12 protein-coding genes are annotated in these 15,534 nt (G+C 70.1%); 3 read left to right on the plus strand and 9 right to left on the minus strand.

Features of this window, described 5'->3' with window-relative positions; translation table 11 throughout:
* Nucleotides 1-80 precede the first annotated feature (80 nt).
* The 3 genes from RLT59_RS38260 to RLT59_RS38270 form a co-directional block, all read right to left on the minus strand.
* Nucleotides 81-1,193, minus strand: coding sequence for a C40 family peptidase (locus tag RLT59_RS38260; RefSeq protein ID WP_311308095.1), 1,113 nt, complete (start codon nucleotides 1,191-1,193; stop codon nucleotides 81-83).
* Nucleotides 1,190-3,718, minus strand: coding sequence for a hypothetical protein (locus tag RLT59_RS38265; RefSeq protein WP_311308096.1), 2,529 nt, complete (start codon nucleotides 3,716-3,718; stop codon nucleotides 1,190-1,192). Before RLT59_RS38265 ends, RLT59_RS38260 begins: the two co-directional genes overlap by 4 nt.
* Nucleotides 3,719-3,822: 104 nt before the next feature.
* Nucleotides 3,823-6,417, minus strand: coding sequence for an ATP-binding protein (locus RLT59_RS38270; RefSeq protein WP_311308097.1), 2,595 nt, complete (start codon nucleotides 6,415-6,417; stop codon nucleotides 3,823-3,825).
* Nucleotides 6,418-6,841: 424 nt separating this feature from the next.
* Here RLT59_RS38270 and RLT59_RS38275 point away from each other — a divergent pair, with 424 nt between their 5' ends.
* Nucleotides 6,842-6,997, plus strand: a complete 156-nt coding sequence (locus tag RLT59_RS38275; protein WP_311308098.1) for a hypothetical protein — start codon at nucleotides 6,842-6,844, stop codon at nucleotides 6,995-6,997.
* A 213-nt stretch (nucleotides 6,998-7,210) separates the two neighbouring features.
* On the opposite strand, the gene RLT59_RS38280 is transcribed toward RLT59_RS38275, so the two are convergent.
* The 5 genes from RLT59_RS38280 to RLT59_RS38300 form a co-directional block, all read right to left on the minus strand.
* Nucleotides 7,211-7,525, minus strand: a complete 315-nt coding sequence (locus RLT59_RS38280; protein ID WP_311308099.1) for a hypothetical protein — start codon at nucleotides 7,523-7,525, stop codon at nucleotides 7,211-7,213.
* Nucleotides 7,522-8,520 carry a conjugal transfer protein gene (locus tag RLT59_RS38285; protein ID WP_311308100.1) on the minus strand — a complete coding sequence of 333 codons (999 nt, stop codon included), beginning with the start codon at nucleotides 8,518-8,520 and terminating at the stop codon, nucleotides 7,522-7,524. The genes RLT59_RS38280 and RLT59_RS38285 overlap by 4 nt, the downstream gene beginning before the upstream one ends.
* Nucleotides 8,521-8,546: 26 nt before the next feature.
* Complete coding sequence (locus RLT59_RS38290; protein WP_311308101.1) at nucleotides 8,547-8,795, minus strand: hypothetical protein; 249 nt, start codon at nucleotides 8,793-8,795, stop codon at nucleotides 8,547-8,549.
* Nucleotides 8,796-8,911: 116 nt separating this feature from the next.
* Entirely contained in the window at nucleotides 8,912-9,748 is an 837-nt protein-coding gene (locus tag RLT59_RS38295) for a hypothetical protein (protein WP_311308102.1), read from the minus strand.
* A gap of 338 nt (nucleotides 9,749-10,086) precedes the next feature.
* A complete protein-coding gene (locus RLT59_RS38300; RefSeq protein WP_399127107.1) occupies nucleotides 10,087-11,442 on the minus strand; it encodes a helix-turn-helix domain-containing protein in 1,356 nt (451 codons plus the stop codon).
* A gap of 116 nt (nucleotides 11,443-11,558) precedes the next feature.
* Between RLT59_RS38300 and RLT59_RS38305 the strand changes: the two genes are divergently transcribed.
* Nucleotides 11,559-12,026, plus strand: a complete 468-nt coding sequence (locus RLT59_RS38305) for a glycine-rich domain-containing protein (protein ID WP_311308104.1) — start codon at nucleotides 11,559-11,561, stop codon at nucleotides 12,024-12,026.
* A gap of 170 nt (nucleotides 12,027-12,196) precedes the next feature.
* Nucleotides 12,197-12,919, plus strand: coding sequence for a class I SAM-dependent methyltransferase (locus tag RLT59_RS38310; protein WP_311308105.1), 723 nt, complete (start codon nucleotides 12,197-12,199; stop codon nucleotides 12,917-12,919).
* Here RLT59_RS38310 and RLT59_RS38315 read toward each other — a convergent pair.
* Nucleotides 12,848-14,584 carry a hypothetical protein gene (locus RLT59_RS38315; protein WP_311308106.1) on the minus strand — a complete coding sequence of 579 codons (1,737 nt, stop codon included), beginning with the start codon at nucleotides 14,582-14,584 and terminating at the stop codon, nucleotides 12,848-12,850. The genes RLT59_RS38310 and RLT59_RS38315 overlap by 72 nt on opposite strands.
* Nucleotides 14,585-15,534: the final 950 nt, after the last annotated feature.

The following is a 15,534-nucleotide window of genomic DNA, read 5'->3' on the forward strand; positions in this document are numbered from 1 at the left end:
TAACACACCGAGCCGTCAGCTGCTTCTGGGCGGCGCCCTTCTTGCGCGACCGCGGTGGTCACGGCCAGCTGCGCAACACCTCACAGGACGCGTCGAACGTCCCAGTCGTACCGTTCCCAGTAGCCGGTCGTGGGGGTGGTTTCCACGGTCTTGCCGGGTCTTGGTGCGTGGATCATGGTGTTGTTGCCGGCGTAGAGGCCGACGTGTCCCCAGTTCCCGTCGTTGTTGATGACGATGAGGTCGCCGGGCTGGATGTCGGAGCGGGCGACTTGGGTGCCGGAGTTCCGCATCTGCTGGGAGGTGCGGGGAAGCGTGATGCCCCCGCCCTTGTGGAACGCGTAGAGCATGAGGCCCGAGCAGTCGTAACCACCCTTGGTCGGGCCGGTGGTGCTGCCGCCGCCCCAGACGTAGGGGGTTCCTCGTTCGGCGAGGGCGGCATTGATGACGGCGCGGGCCCGGCCGGTCGCGGTCGTCGGCGCGCCCGCTTCGGCGGCGGGGATCTGGTCGTACTCGGTGATGTGACCGGTGACGTCGTCCACGTACGTGTCGGAGTGGTTGTACCGGTAGACGGCCTTGCGGAGCTGGCCGGGCCGGGACAGATCGGTCGTCCCGGTGCCACACAGGTAGACCGCGGTGCCGAGTGCGGCGTCGAACGCGTTGTGCGGGTTCTTGATGCCGTCGTTGTTGCCGTCCTGTCCGCTGGGGCCGTTCCAGGTGGAGGGCAGGAACTGCATCGGGCCGACTGCCCGGTCGTAGGCGGTGTCACCGTCGAGCTGGCCGCGGTCGGTGTCGGAGAACGTGCTGGTGTTTCCGCCGATTCCGGAGCCGTTGAGCCGCACGCCGAGGATCCGCGGGGTGATGTCGCCGTTGACGGCGATGGTGCGGCCTGCTGCGTGGTTGGACTCCACCTTGCCGATGCCGGCGATGACGGACCAGCGCATGCCGGTGCACTTCGGCCGCACCGTGCGGGTACTGGCAGCGGCGCGGGTGTAGGCGGACAGCATCACCGGGTCGATGCCGTCCACTGCTCCCGGGGCACCGCCGGCACCCGTGGCACCGGATGGGTGGTCCTCCTTGTGCCCGGTGGCCCCGTTGGCAACGGCGGAGATGAACAGGATCAGGAGGCCGAGCACGGTCACAACCGGGACGAGGCAGCCGGCGGAGCCGAGCAGCCTCTTGTGCGTGTTGTTCATGGCCGGCCCGGGCGGCGAGGTGCCCGTCGGGGACGGGGCGTGGGCGGAGGCGTGGGGGCGGGCGGGGCAGGGGTGGTGTTGGCCTGGCGGATGCGGTGCAGGCGCTGCTGCAGGAGCGCCTGCGCGGTGCTGGCGGGCGGCTGTGCGACACGGGGCGGAGCGGGGCGGCGCCGGCGGACCGGCGCGATTACGGGGGCCGGTGGTGGGGTGGGCCGAGGAACAGGCGTGCGGCGGGGCGTGGTCGGCCGGGTCTGCGGCCGGTTGGGGGGCCGCGGCGGGGTGTACCTGCCGAGCCCCGGCCGCCCGCGGACGATTCGGCCGAGGGACCGCATGTTGTGCCAGCCCTCCCCGCCGAGCTGCAGTGCGGGCTGGACGTAGCTTCGGTTCAGAGCCTGGGTGTTCTGCTGGACGCTCTGCACGGCGCTGGATACCCGGCCGGCTGCTTGGCCGGGCAGAGCGGTTGCGGCGGCGCCGACCCTGCGGGCGGCCCGCGGACCGTACACCGGCAGTCCGACGGTGGCCTTGAGGCCGAGAACCCCGGCCTTCGCGGTGCCCTTGGCACCCGCCTGGACGGTACGGCCAGTGAGCTTTGTCAGCCCGGCGACGGCGCGGCCGCCGCCACGGGCGAGCCGGCCGCCGAGGCTCGCTGTGAGCCGGGCGGATCCCATCCGGCCGGCGCCGCCGAGGACGGCGCCGGTGCCCCCGGTGGCGGCCGCGGCACCGAGCATCAGCCCGCCGAGCAGCAGTCCCCTGCCGAGACCTGTGCGGCGCGGCGGGGTGACGGAGGCGGGGGAGGCTTTACCACCGAGCGGGCTGTTGCCCAGGCGGTCGCGGGTGCGGGCGACGATTCCACGTGTGGAGCGGGCGAGCTTCTTGCGGTAGATGAACGCGGCGACGCATACACCGTCCAGCACGATGAACCGCACCGTGACCCCGCCGGGCAGGTCGCTCTCCGGCGTGTTCAGCACGGTGTTCACGATGACGATGAACACAGACAGCGCGACGACGCAGGCGAGCATCAGCGCCAGGGCGCGCGCGATGGCAGCGGCCCGGTCCCACAGCCAGGCCCGGCCGGGGCCGGGCAGGATCCCGGCCGCAAGGGCAACCTTCGCGATCATCGCCTCGATGGCGATCTGCACCTGGGCGAAGAGGAATCCGCAGTCCAGCACGACGATGAACGCACAGGTGAGGAACGCGGCCAGGAGCATGAACGCTGCGCCGCCCACCTTGTCCATCGACGCCTTCTTCAGCGCACTGGCCTGCGGGGCGCAGGCCTTCTCGAACGCCTTGATGGGACCGGATGCCTGGAGCTGCTCCCGGACCTGTTCGGCGGTCAGGTCGACGGCAGTGCCGACCAGCCAGTCGTTCACCTTGTCGGGCAGCGGCACCCCGAAGGTGAGAGGCAAGTACTTGAGTGCGGACTTGGCCTGCTCCTTCGGCCCGTTGATCTTCTCGTCGATCATCTGGTCGAACACGGCCTGTTGGATCCGTGAATCGCGGAACCTCTTTCCACACGTTCCGTCGAAGGTCCGCCCGTACGACAGGAGCATCGCCGGCCGTGCCACGAACGCGTCGACCAGAGCGTCGGTGATGGGCCGGGCAAGCGCGCTCGGCGCGGAACGGACCTGCGCCCCCACACTCCCGCCCGTCGCCTTCTTCTCCCACTCGTTGTCGGTGGTCGGACGGCTCGTGTCGATGGCTTCCTTGTCCAGGACCAGCGCAGCCGTCTCCACGGCCAGGGACCGCACGGTGCCCACGACGCCGGTGTCCTTGCTCAGCAGGAGCTGCGGGGGCGAGGCCAGCGCGCCGAGCGCGAGCGCGGAGATGACCAGGGCCGCAGCCATCTCGCCCCAGCCGCGGACCCGGTTCCCGAACAGCAGATGCCAGGACGCGACGACCATCGTGAACGTCAGGAACAAGGTCGGCAGCCCCAACTGCACGATGACCCCTCCATACAGCGAGGAGGACACCTGCAGTGCCGGCTTCAGCAGCAGCCCGGCCAGGGAGAACGACAGACTCCAGCTGATCAGGAAGCACGCGAAGCTGACGAGCCACTTGTTCCCGAGAAACATCATCTCGACGAGGAACCCCTCGACGCTCAGGTCCCAGTCGTTCCAGTCCCCGGTGTCGGCGTAAATGCGGTACGAGCTGACCGGGTTCCCGTCACGGTCGGTCACCTCGAACGCGGACAGTACCCCGCCCTGCGCGGCCCGGTCCTTCTTGTACTTTTCGACCTTCTTGTCGAACTCGGACCGGGCGGCCTTCTCCTGCTTCTTGGCCTCCTTCTTCGCGTCCTTGATCAGAGGGGAGTCCTCCGGCGGGGCCGAGGTGCCCGGCTGGGGGACAGGGGGGCTCGGCTGGGGGACGAGCGGGCTCGGTTTGAGAGGGTTGTCCGGGCCGGGGAGCGTCGGGCCCACCGAAGGCGTCGGAGCCGGCGTGGGCGTCGGGGCGGCGGTGGCTGACACGGTGGCCAGTACCAGCGACGTCAGGCACGACAGCGCCAGCAGCACCAGGCCGGCAACCATGCTGCGCCCGGGGCGCAGCCACCGCCGTGCCCCCCGCCATGCACGTACCCACCGGCCACGGCGCGGTGATGTCGGTGTTCCCGCCCGTGCGGCGGCCCGCCGGCTCATGCCGTGGTGCTTGTCATGGGCTGGGAGTGGATGTGAGCGACGGCCTGTTCGTCGGCGGGCAGCGATACCTGCATCGCGCCGATCCGGCCGGTCAGATCGCGGTGCAGGCACTCACCGGCCCGCGCCGCTCGCTCCTCCTCGTTCAGATCGGGGCTGTTGGGGGAGAGCCCCGTCGTGACGAGCGCCAGGAGGTCCTCGTCGTCCGGGTTGCACCCCAGAAAGGCCAGCGCCCGCCGGGCAAGGTTCGTGTCGGTGTGCCGGAAGACGAACTTTCGGGGGATCAGACCGCGCAGGATCTGCCCGTCCTCGGTATCGGCCGAGCCGATGTCCTCGTCGTCATGCGCACCGAACAGGGCGCCGGCGCCGTGCTTACGGCCGTCCCGCACCAGCTCCAAGGCCAGGGCGAGGCCCTCGGGGCTGGACGTCAGCCACCAGCACTCGTCCCACACCACCAGCGCGAACTCGTTCAGGTCCGCGTACACGATCTTCCGGCACAGGGCGGCGATCAGGTACATCACCGCGCGCCCGAAGACCTTCTCGAACTCCAGCTTGTCGAGCCGGCCGCTGTTCAGTTCGGACTTGGTGGGCAGGGTGAGCGAGGACACCGAGAAGACCAGCGCATCAGCCGACGAACCACGAACCACAGGCAGGGATTCGTCGAACACGGACCGGGCCAGGTCCTTGCGCCGCACCGCGGACAGTCGGCGGGCCGCCATCGCTGAATGAGGGTCCCCGGACGCGCCGCGGTTGGTGAGCTCCTCGACCAGGACCCGCATTGAGGGATGAGGCTCGGCCAGCACCGCCTCGACCGCCTCGGACAGGGCGATGCCTTCATCGCTCATAGGCGCCAGCCCCAGCAACAGCGTCAGAAAGGACTCGGTGAACCGCTGTGCCTCCCGGCCCTTGAAGGTGCGCAGCGGGTCGAGGGAGACGGTGGCGTGATCGTCGATGGTGATGCACTCGGTCTCACCCGGGCACGCCTGGGCATAGCGCAGCCACTCCTGCCGCGGGGTGCGGTCCACGATCACCACCCGGCCGCGCTTGGACCCGCCACGCGAGCGACGCCCGGCCGCGAGCACGGAATACACCGCCGACTTCATCGCGGTCGTCTTGCCGGCGCCGAGCTCCCCGATGAACGCCGCGGTTGCCGAGGTGTTCTCCCTCGGGCCGCGCTCCCAGTCCGTCAGCACCGGCCGCACCCCGCCCCCGGCCAGCTGCAGCCCGAACAACGGCCCCGTACTGTCGCCGAGCCCCTGACCCGAGAAGGGGCCGGCCATCGCGAAGTCCTTGGCGACCAGATACTGCGCGTACTGGGCCATCACCTGCGGGGTCCGGGTGCCCGGAAGCATCCCGTACCAGAGGTTCTCCTGCTCGCCGCGCGGCGAGACGAAGGAGTACTCGTTGCCGCCGAAGTGTCCGGTGATCTCACCGGCCCGCCGCTCGGCCTCCTCAGGAGTACCGCCCCAGACACACAAGGTGGTCATGGCCCGGACCTCGACCTCGGTCCGGGACGCGGTCAGCCGCTCGCGGAACTCCTCCAGCCCGCCCACCGCCTTGTCCACGGTGGCCGGGACACCGGTGCCGGTGTTCTCGTTGTGCAGCTCGTTGTACTGATTGGCCAGCTCGTTGGCCTGACGCCGGGTCTTGGCCTCCGCCTCGGCACCGGAGGAAACGTGCAGACGTACCACCCAGTCCACCGGGAAGGAGAACGCGTCCAGCGACGTCAGGTACTCCGATCCGGGGAACGCGAAGGCTTCGGGCATCTCGGAGAGCGCCAGCATCACCTGATACGACGGCCCCCACTCGGTCGTCGCCTCCAGCCAACGCCGCGCGAACGGATTGCCCCGCACCCTCTTCCCACGGCCCGCATGACCCCGGCCGGGACTGACGTCCCCGCCCTCACCCGCGTCCAGTTCCTCCAGCAGATTGCCGCCTTCGGCGAGCACCACCTGGCCGAACGCCGCCGCCCCCCGGCCCCGTCCCCGCATCCGAGGACCCGCCCCCTCCGGCAGCGCCGGCTCCAGCACACCGCGACGCGCACTGTGCCCGTAGATCCACAGCACCTCGGCCGTCGTTGCCTCACGCAGGGCAATGCCCGCCGGCCACACGGACGCCATCCGCTGCGCCTGCGCCAGGCGCTCGTCCTCCTCCTGCGCGGACACCGGACGCGGCAGCAACCCCAGCTGCAGAGCCACATCTGCCCGCGCCGCCGCGAAGGCCTCACGCACCGACTCGCCCCGCCCCATCGGCAGGGGAACCGCCAGCCAGTCGGTGCGCCCCGTCAGCTCCAGTTGATCGAGCTGATCCCGCAGTACAGCCGTCGCCTGCCGGTAGCGGGGAGAGGCCACCATGTCGATCCCCGCCGTCATCTTCGCGACCACCCCCGCCGGATCAACCGCCGGGCACAGGCTCAGCAGCATCGACTCGCCCTTGAGCGCCTTGACCAGCGCCTCCAACTGCCCCAGCCGCTGCTCCTTCGCCCGCCGTGAAGCGTGCGCAGCGTCCGCCCCCGCCACCCGGTACACCGCCCACACCTGACCGTGCACGGTCCACATCACATTCCCTGCCACATGCCGGATCGGCAGCCGCATCGCAGATCACACCTCTCGCTGTGCTTGTTGCGCTTCGCTCATGCCGGACCGGCTGTCGCTGCGACGAGCAGCGACCAGAGCCGCGGCGACCGACACCGGCCGCCTCCCCGCCCCGGCCACAGGGCCGCTGCCCGGCTGCCTTATGCCCGCCGAACCGACCGGCCGAGAAGACCTCGCCACCCGGGCCGGGCCCTCCGCGCGGCGGGGGACCCTCGGCCGTGACGGCCCTGGTGCCCACGACAGGGAGCAGACACCGATCAGCTGATGACGGCCCCGAAGGGCCCGCAGAGGGCGCCCTCCCAGCCGGCCCGCGGCCGGTCTCGTCAGCAACCCGATCCCGCTTGCGGCGACCGAGAGCGGGCTACGACCGTCGACCTGCACATGACGCACTAGCAGAGACAGCCCGTAGGGCAGCCCCAAGGCGATGACGAAGTTGAACAGCCCGAACCGCGCCCACACACCACGGGTCAGCACCAGCCCGGCCAGCGACACGGCCAGGACCACCACCTGCGCCACCGTGTACGGACCGCCCCAGATCCGCCCCCGGCCACCCGGCCACTTCCCGATCATCAGCGGATGACGCCGCGCTCGCGTATACGAGCGACCGATCAGCAACTCCGCTGCCGGTGGCGCCGCACCAGTGCCGCTCACCGCAGCCCACCGACCATCTGCCACAGCGAAACTGCGCCGACGAGCACCGCACCTGAGCACAACAGGGACCGGATCCTGGCCCAGGCATACGACACTGCGAACCGAGCGAACAGCAATGCGGCGCAGCCCGCGACGATTTCATTCACCGCAGGTCACCCGGTGCTGGATCGACGACCTGGACCACGACCCGGTCCGCACCGGCGCTCTTGGCGGCCCCTGTCGGAGCGATGTCCACTCCGATGCTGTCGCGGAACACCGGGGCATTCATCACCGCGAACCACAGAGCAACAGCACCGATGAAGGCCATCCCGGCAGCGATCACGGAATTCGTCTTGGACCAGGTACGCACCACCGCCAACACGCACAGGAAGCCCATCACCGTCCCGGCCAGGATCCCTGTTCCCTTCGCGGTGAGGGCGTCGAGGTCATCGAGCACGGCCAACGTCACATACGTCATTGCGAGGTCTCCTTCTTCTCGGCCGGAGCCTGTGACTTGCTCAGCACCGGGTTTCCGTCCACGGAAGCGATCTCCCAGCGCCCGTCCCGCGCGGCGATCGTGATGGCGTACGTAAGCGGCCGCTTCTGCCCGCTGGCATCGGACGCGGTGACATCGACGAGGAGCTCCCTGCGCGCACCGTCCACAGCAGGAGCTGCCTGCTGATCGGCGCTGCCCGGGTCGTTCGTGCCGACCTCGGCGAGCTGTGCCACCTCAACCTGGGCGTACGGCGCGGGCGACACCGCAGCCACCGCCGTACCGGGGGACAGGTAACGATCGATCTGGCCGCTGCCCGCGAGATACGCGGCGAAGAAACCGGTGAGCGTCTGCGCGGCCGGATCGGAACCGCGAACCGGAACAACCTGCCCGTACGCCAGCGACGGAGCCCCACCGGACAGCGGCGCGCCCACCTCGGCCGGGAGCGCGGCCGCCGCCAGGGCGCCACCCTCCCCGGTCCGGACCGGGACCTGGAAGTACCGCAGCACAGGCCCCACCTGAGCCTCGCCCGGCTCCACCTTCTTCTTCCCGTCCGCGGCCCCGACCGGGACCACCCGGGCGGCCACGGTCACCGACCAGTACCCCGAGGAGACAAGCCGCACCCGCACCGCCGCGAGCTCCTGCGCCCGCTGCACCCCCGGATCAGCCGTCAGGCTCACATCACGGGCATTCGGCAGGAACGGCGCCAGAGAATCCTCGGTCCCCTGCCCAGCCGCGAGGTACGCGCTCACAAACAACTCGGCGAACCCGCCCGGCCCCGCCGGCTGCCCCGCCACAGGCTGCTCCTGACGCACCGGAGCCGCGGACACCGTCACGGAGGGCCGGGACACGAGCGCCCAAACGGCCAGAACCGGCCCAGCCACCATCAGCACCCAGGCAGCGCGACGGAGCACCGTCACCGAGTTCGCCGCAGCACCCAGAGAACCCAGCGCCCAACCACCAGCCTCGGCCGGCAGCACATCCTCCGTGTACTTCTTGCGGCGCCTCACAGCTGCTCCTGCCGAACCCGCGCTGCCGCCCTGTCCCGTACCTCTTGCGGCAGCGCGACCCAGCGCGCGAACGCCGACTGCGCTGTCGCCGCCTCCTCATCGAGATAGGCGCGCATCGACGCCGCTGTCTGCTCCGCGAACGGGGCCAACTCCAACTGCACGGCCAGATCGCGCAGCCGCCGGTGCGCTCGCATCAGCAGCGCCATGTCCGCACCGTCCTCCGCTACGAGCATCGGATCCGTCATGTCCCGCCCACCTCTTCCAAGCCCGGGTGCAGCAGCAGTTCCGCCACACACCTGACTCAAGGAGCGGCCGGGTGCCAGATGTGACAGCCGAAGCGGAGAAGTTTCAGGAACCTTCATCACGCCGCCTGCACCCACTCATCCGCAACGGCCCGAAGCTGCCGCACGGTCCGGCTGCGCCGCTGGCGCCACGCAACCGCGGACACACCGTCCCGCTCCGCGCTCGCCTGGGCGCCGGCCCGGGACTCCTTCACGATCGCCCGGGCCCGCTCCGCATCCAGCCGTCCGACGGCCACGGCCCACACCAGCAGCTCGACCAGCGCATCGTCCGCGGCCTCGTCGTCCTTTACCAGCCCGGCCGCCACGGCTTGCTGGCCAAGGACCGCCTGCCAGGCCGCGGCCGCCGGATCGTCCGCCGCCACCAAATGACCAGCCACGACTGCCGAATCAGGGGCCGGCTGCCAGGGCACCGCGTTCAACTCGGCCGCCTCCGCCTTCAGCTCACGGCTCGCCAGATGAAGCGTCTCCAGCAGGAGATTCGCAGCCACTCCGCCCTTCCGCCGAAGCGGATACCGCCGCACCACCTGATACAAGCAAGCCGCGACAACCTGCCCGACCTCGTCGAAATCCCGGCTGGCCCGCAACCGCTGCGTCAACCGCACCGCACCCGGCACCATCGCCTGCACCACCACCCGCGCCGCAAGCAACGCCCCAGCACCCTCACCAGCAGCCCGCTCCAGGAGCACCCGCAGCCACCGGTCGCTGTGCGCACGCCCCTGCGCCCGGTCCCGGCGCTCCAACTCGGCCAGCACATCCCCGAGACCGCCTGCCGCGTACTCGCCGAGCAGTACCCCGCCCTCCTGCAGCCAGCCCAGCACGGTCTCGCCCGGCTCGGACTCGGCGCAGACCAGCGCCCACTCGGCATTCAACGACTCAAAGACCCGTGTTCCATTCACGACAACTCCCGTTCAGGTGATGTCGTGAATGCTGCTCAGCGCCCCTGACCCGATCGCTGACCCAAACCCCCGAATGCGCAGGTCAGAGGGTTGCCCAAATGCCGACCCACCCAGAACCGGGACAACAGACGCTGACCCGCTGCCGAGGAACGCGGACGGCCAGGGGTTTGCCGCATGAGGGTCAGCGTGAGGGTGCTGTGCCGACGGCTTCCGGCGAGGACCTCGACCTGCGGCCGGATCGTTCCGTGCCAGCGGCGCCACACGAGGTCATGTCCTGAGCAGCGAGGTGCCACTCACCCGCCTGAGGCGAGAGAGGAGGCTGATTGCCTACGGCGTATTTACGGGCGCGTGACGCTCCCGGCGAGCGCCCGCACGCCCGCCGTGTGTGGGTGCCGTGACGAGAGCTCTGTGACGATCTCCTGAATCGCGGGCCGGTCGCGTACCTCGCCGGGGCAAGCCTGCAGAGCAGCGAGCAGCTCCCGCGCGGTTTCCGCGGGCTTGCCCCACTGCCACCAGGCGCGGGCCAGGTCGGTATGCATCCGGCCCCGGCGCTCGGCGGTCGCGAACTGGTCGGCGTGCAGGTTCTTGCCCGCGTGCAGCGCGGAGCCGGCGTCTCCGAGCGCCCAGTGAACCCCGACCGTGTACAGGTCGACGGCGGCCGGTGTCAGCGGGAACAGGCGACCCCGTGGAGGCTGTTCGGGGAGGCTGCGGGCGGCGCGGCGGGCCTCTTCGATCATGGCCAGGGCTTGGGTCCGGTCGCCCGCGCGGGCGGCGGTGTAGGACGTGGTGCACAGCATCTGCGCGTACGCCGCTCGCTGCGGCGCGGTGCCGAGGCCGGTGGATTCGACCCCGGCAGCGGCCTGGAGGATCAGACGCTGAGCGGCAGCGGGCTGGTCCTGGTGCCGCAGCACGATGGACAGCTCCCGGGCCGCGGCCGCTGCCGCGAGCGGTGATCCGGACAGCTCTGCGTATGTCGTGGCCCGGTCGGCGGTGAGCCTGGCCCGGTCGTGCCGCCCGATCTTGATCAGGACCTGCGAGGCCAGCGCATAGCAGGACGACAACCGCGCGTGATCGAGGTCTTGCCGCGACCGGGCCGCGTCGTGAGCATCGCCCAGAAGCTCCGGCAGCAGGCCGAGGAGGGCCGCATGCCGCCCTGCGTCGAAGAGGGCCCGCGCGGAGGCGAGGCGGCCATCGATCGGCGCCTTAGTACCGGAGGGAACGAGCGGACCGGCCAGGGCCTCATCCACGGCGAGGAGCAGGGTTGCGGGTACTGCCGCCCCGGCGGTGGCGAGCAGTGTGCGGCGGCGCAATGGGTCCTCCTCGGGTCGCGGACCGACCGACGCAACTCTAGTGGCGGGAGGGGCTGATAGGCCCAGAGCTGCCGATAGGACATTTGACGGCATACCAACCGCCGATGCTGCCTGCCTGATCAGCCGGAGCTCGGCACGGCTGCCGCGCGATTCCAGCCGGGAGACGGTGGACGCCGAGCACCCGACCACGGCCCCAAGGTCGTGCTGCCGCCAGCCTCGCGATTCCCGGCCCAGCCGGATCAGCCGGCCGGCGTCATGACGGGCCACCAGGTCCCGCACTTGCTCGGAGTGCCATACGGAGTCCGAGTTCATGCCCGCCTCCTGACCACGGTCCGGGGCCGCCCTCCCCACGGTAGAGCGGCAGAAGGGCCCCGTATACAGCATGTGCAGGACCTGCAAACCGCGTGCATGCCAAGGGAGTTGGAGGCGTTCCGGCTGTCTCCGGTGCTGTCCTGTCAACGGAGCCCCCGCCCTAGGGGGCCAGCCGAAAGGGGAGCACGATGACCGTCGTTCTGGAACGCCCCGCCCGCACCGCCGGCCCCGACGCGACGTCGAGGGACCCGCGCACCTTCGTCCCCGCCGAGCAGTGGACCAAGCTCGTCGGTCTGCTGATGCGCGATTACCCGTTCGACTCCGTCATGGCGGAGAGGGTGCTCGGCCAGGCCATCGCCTACCTGATCACCGCCATCGAGCACCGCGGCCAGGGCCTCGGCCTCGGGCCCGGCCGCATCATCGACATCGGCGTACACGCCATGATCCTGGACACCGTGGCGTACGCGGAGTTCTGCGAGCGCTACAACGGCGGTGCCTACCTGCACCACGTGCCGCTGGTCGAGATGAAGGGCGACGGATCCGTGTCACGGACCGCCGACCTGATCGCCCGCGCCGGCTTCACCGTCGACCGCCCCCTGTGGGCCGCCGACTCCGCGAAGTGCACCCCGTGCCGCCCCGGAGAGGACGGACACTGACGACCCGTACGAAGCGGCGCGTCCCCCGCCCGCTCGGTGGGGGACGTCGCCACACCCGCCGCCCGACTTGGCTTGTACAAGCGAACTATGGCGCCGGGGCGGGTGGCCCCGTTGGGGTGAATCGGAACGAGATCCGACGCCGATCATGACCCGCGCGCCAGGATGGGCCGGTGAATTCGTCCTCACCCACCCCAGCAGCCCCCGCCGACCTCTGGCAGCACTACGGCGCTCCCTCACCCGAGGGCACCCCCCGCAGCGTCGATGCCCGGATGTACTGGGACTGGTACCAGCGCACCGGACCCGGCGCCGAGATCCTCGGCGACGTCGCCGGACGCACCGTCACCGAGCTCGGGGCAGGCGCCGGCCGACAGGCCGCCCACGTCGCCGGGTCCACGGCCGCGGCCCGGGTGCTGGCCATCGACAGCTCACCCACCCAGCACACCAAGGCCCGCGCCCTGTACGGACACGTCGCCGGAATCGAGTTCATTCAAGCCGACGCTGCGTACTATCTGCACCGGCACCCCCGCAGCACAAACGTCATCTACTCGATCTTTGGGGCCGTCGACTTCACCGACCCCCGCACGACGCTCCCCGCCGCCGCCTCGGCGCTCCGGCCCGGCGGACGGCTCGTCTTCTCCACTCTGGCCCACTATCGCAATGGGTCCCTGCCGGAGACCGATTGCCGCCCCGCAGACATCCCCACCCGCACTGGCACCATGCAGCGGTGGGTCCTGGACACGACCGTATGGGAAAAGCTCCTCGGTGAGGCCGGGTTCGAGACCTGCCAGATGGAGACCCTGCACGACCCCGGCGACGACTCCTCACCTCCCATGACCACGCTGGTCATCTGGGCGAGCGTGGCACCGGAACCTACGGAACCCACGGGGGACTGATGGCTGAGCGGCCTCGACTCCTGGGGCGTCATACGGGGGCGTCACCTCCAGTATGCGAAGGGCCATAAGCGACAGATGCGCCGCGAAGTGATGTCGGCCCGGGCAGGGTTGCCGGATGCGGATCCACTGCGGTTGCTCAGCAGGTGGCCCAACTGGTTGCCTTGCAGGTTGCGTAACAGGTTGCTTGACGAGTTGCTCAACGAGTTGCCAAGGACGAATTCGCTGAGCCCTTCCGCTGCAGGTCAGCGGGGGTGGGTCAGCGGAAGCTGCCGCCGACACCTCTTCCCCCTTAGGGAAGAGATTGTCTTCCCTTCCCTTCTTCCGGGGCGGAGGCGGCGCCCGCTCCCGGGCCGCCTCCGCCTCGGCCTCGGCCCCGGCCTCCGCCTCGGCCTCGGCCCCGGCCTCCGCCTCGGCCTCGGCCCCGGCCTCCGCCTCGGCCTCGGCCTCGGCCCCGGCCTCCGCCTCGGCCTCCGCTGTCGCGATCTCTCCCGCCTCAGCGCTCTGACCGATCGTGGTCAGCACTTGCGACAACTCGGCCGCGCCGTCCCGCCACAGACCAGCCACCAACGCACCCGACCGGTGCGCGTCGTACATTCCGGCCGTCCACACTGCGACGACCTCGCCGGCCACCGGTCCGGCCGCCCGTGCGAGCACACCTGCCGCACGCACGATGACGATCCCGGAACCGTGCCGCTCCATCGCAACCGTCCACCCGTTCGCCGAGGCAGTCTCGGACAGACAGACAGCCGCGCGCGGCAGCCACACCCCGGGCGCCGCCTCTACCTCAGCGCACACCCCATCTGCGTCCAGGATGGCGAGCGCTGCGCCGTCCAGCGGCTTCCCCTCCGCCGGAATGCGGGGAGCCTTCCAGGGCTGCACCAGCGGACGCGACGCGCGGGCAACGGCCTGCTTAAACTCCGTTCCGAGGCCGCGCCCGTGCTTGGCCTTGCTGGGGACATCCGTCGACTTCAAAGGCCGTCCGGCATCCTTCGCAGCAACCGCGCCGGACAGAACATCAGCGAACCGCGCGTCCGACTCCGTCACGATGTCCGCCTCGGTGGGCAGTGCAAGCGCGACGACCGTACGACCGTCCGTCGACACCCAACGGGACCGGACGTCACCTTCCCCGGAGAACAGCCGCGCCGTCCGCGCGCGCACCGCTTCCATGTCCGCTGCGCTGCGCTCGGCGTCCCGCGTCCAGCGCTCCGCCTCCCAGCGTGCCCGGTCGGCATCCTTCGCCGCGGACGCTGCGGCGGATGCCGCAGTGCTCGACCAACTCCGCGCGTCTGCGACATTGACACCCAACACGTTGCATCCTTCGTGCACGTTTACGAACAACGCGCGCATGTCGACCGCCCACGCGTTCCGCTCCCGCGCGATCACGTCCAGCCGCGCTGCCTCCGCCTCCGCCCGTGCGATGCACTCGGCAACGGGCACAACCCGTGACCCCGTGGCTTCCGGGGTAGTGCCGAGCGGGACGTCGGCCGGCGCCTCGGCACGCTCCGTCGCCTCCGCCTCCGCGCGCTCCTCCGCCTCGGCCGCGGCACGGTCCGCATACTCCGCCCACGCAAACAGCTCAGCAACCCGCCGCGCGTCCCGCTCGCACCCGACCGCCAGCACCCGCGCACGGTTGGCACAATCCCGAGAACGCTGCGGATCCGTCACGGGCGATCCGTCGAACCTCTCCCACTGGGCGTTCTCGCGTTCTTGTCTGGTGTGGTTCTCGTTTCAGTGTCCGGGTGGTGGATGCGGTTGAGTGGGCCGTTCGGCGTTGTTTTGTGGGGTGTCCGGGGTGGCGGTCGGAGGTGTTGGGGCTGGACAGTGAGGTGAGGGCAGTTGGTCAGTGGTTGAGAATTGGCTGGTCATCAGGCTGAAGGCTCCAATGGAGTAGTCTCCTTGTTGATCGTTTTTGGTGGGCTGCAGGTGCCCGTTGTGGTGGGGGGCGTGTTGGTGGGGGCTGCGGCGGATGCTGAGGTGTTGCGGCCGGTCGCGGGATATCAAGCCCGCGCACGACAGCATCCACAGCTTCGATCTGGTGAGGTCGGAGCGTGAATCTCTCTGCACTCGCCATATCGGATCTCCGAGAATCCAGGAATGAACGGTCGGCCATCAAAGGCAGTGGCAATCTGTTCGGGATGCTACACAGCACATCGATGATGCATGATGTGACGCATGTGAGGTTGATGCACGGGTATCATCGTAGTGGATCGGTGTTCACCAGAGGGAGTTTCAGGCGATCTCGTCCTGGCGATGGAGTCGCCCCGAGCAGGGGTGATGGTCTGTCTGGTGCGGGTGGAGCGAAGCGGAATCCGCACCCTCAGGTCCGGGGCCGGCACTCGGTCCAGGGTGATGGGGTGTCATGGCTCGGGGGTAGATGTGTTCTCGGGATGCTACACAGACCAGCGGTGATGCACCGTCACCCTGTAGCCAGCCGTTCCGGCGGAGCCGGAACCGGGTGGGGGAGCGAAGCGGACCCGCCCCGCTGTTCGGGCTGGAGCGAAGCGGAGGCCCGTGGATTGGAGCGAAGCGGAAATCAGAAAGCCGCGAAGCGGCTTTCCATCACTTCGGCCGGGCTGCGAAGCAGCCCGGTTCACTTTCCCATCGCGCAGCGATGA

The sequence above is a fragment of the Streptomyces sp. ITFR-6 genome, assembly GCF_031844725.1.
Lineage (GTDB): Bacteria > Actinomycetota > Actinomycetes > Streptomycetales > Streptomycetaceae > Streptomyces.

Bases quoted from the DNA above. Each gene is read 5' to 3' on its own strand.
- RLT59_RS38260 (WP_311308095.1), bottom strand. From the start codon at position 1,193: ATGAACAACACGCACAAGAGGCTGCTCGGCTCCGCCGGCTGCCTCGTC.
- RLT59_RS38265 (WP_311308096.1), bottom strand. From the start codon at position 3,718: ATGGTTGCCGGCCTGGTGCTGCTGGCGCTGTCGTGCCTGACGTCGCTG.
- RLT59_RS38270 (WP_311308097.1), bottom strand. From the start codon at position 6,417: ATGCGGCTGCCGATCCGGCATGTGGCAGGGAATGTGATGTGGACCGTG.
- RLT59_RS38275 (WP_311308098.1), top strand. From the start codon at position 6,842: ATGACGAAGTTGAACAGCCCGAACCGCGCCCACACACCACGGGTCAGC.
- RLT59_RS38280 (WP_311308099.1), bottom strand. From the start codon at position 7,525: ATGACGTATGTGACGTTGGCCGTGCTCGATGACCTCGACGCCCTCACC.
- RLT59_RS38290 (WP_311308101.1), bottom strand. From the start codon at position 8,795: ATGACGGATCCGATGCTCGTAGCGGAGGACGGTGCGGACATGGCGCTG.
- RLT59_RS38300 (WP_399127107.1), bottom strand. From the start codon at position 11,442: ATGCTGTATACGGGGCCCTTCTGCCGCTCTACCGTGGGGAGGGCGGCC.
- RLT59_RS38305 (WP_311308104.1), top strand. From the start codon at position 11,559: ATGACCGTCGTTCTGGAACGCCCCGCCCGCACCGCCGGCCCCGACGCG.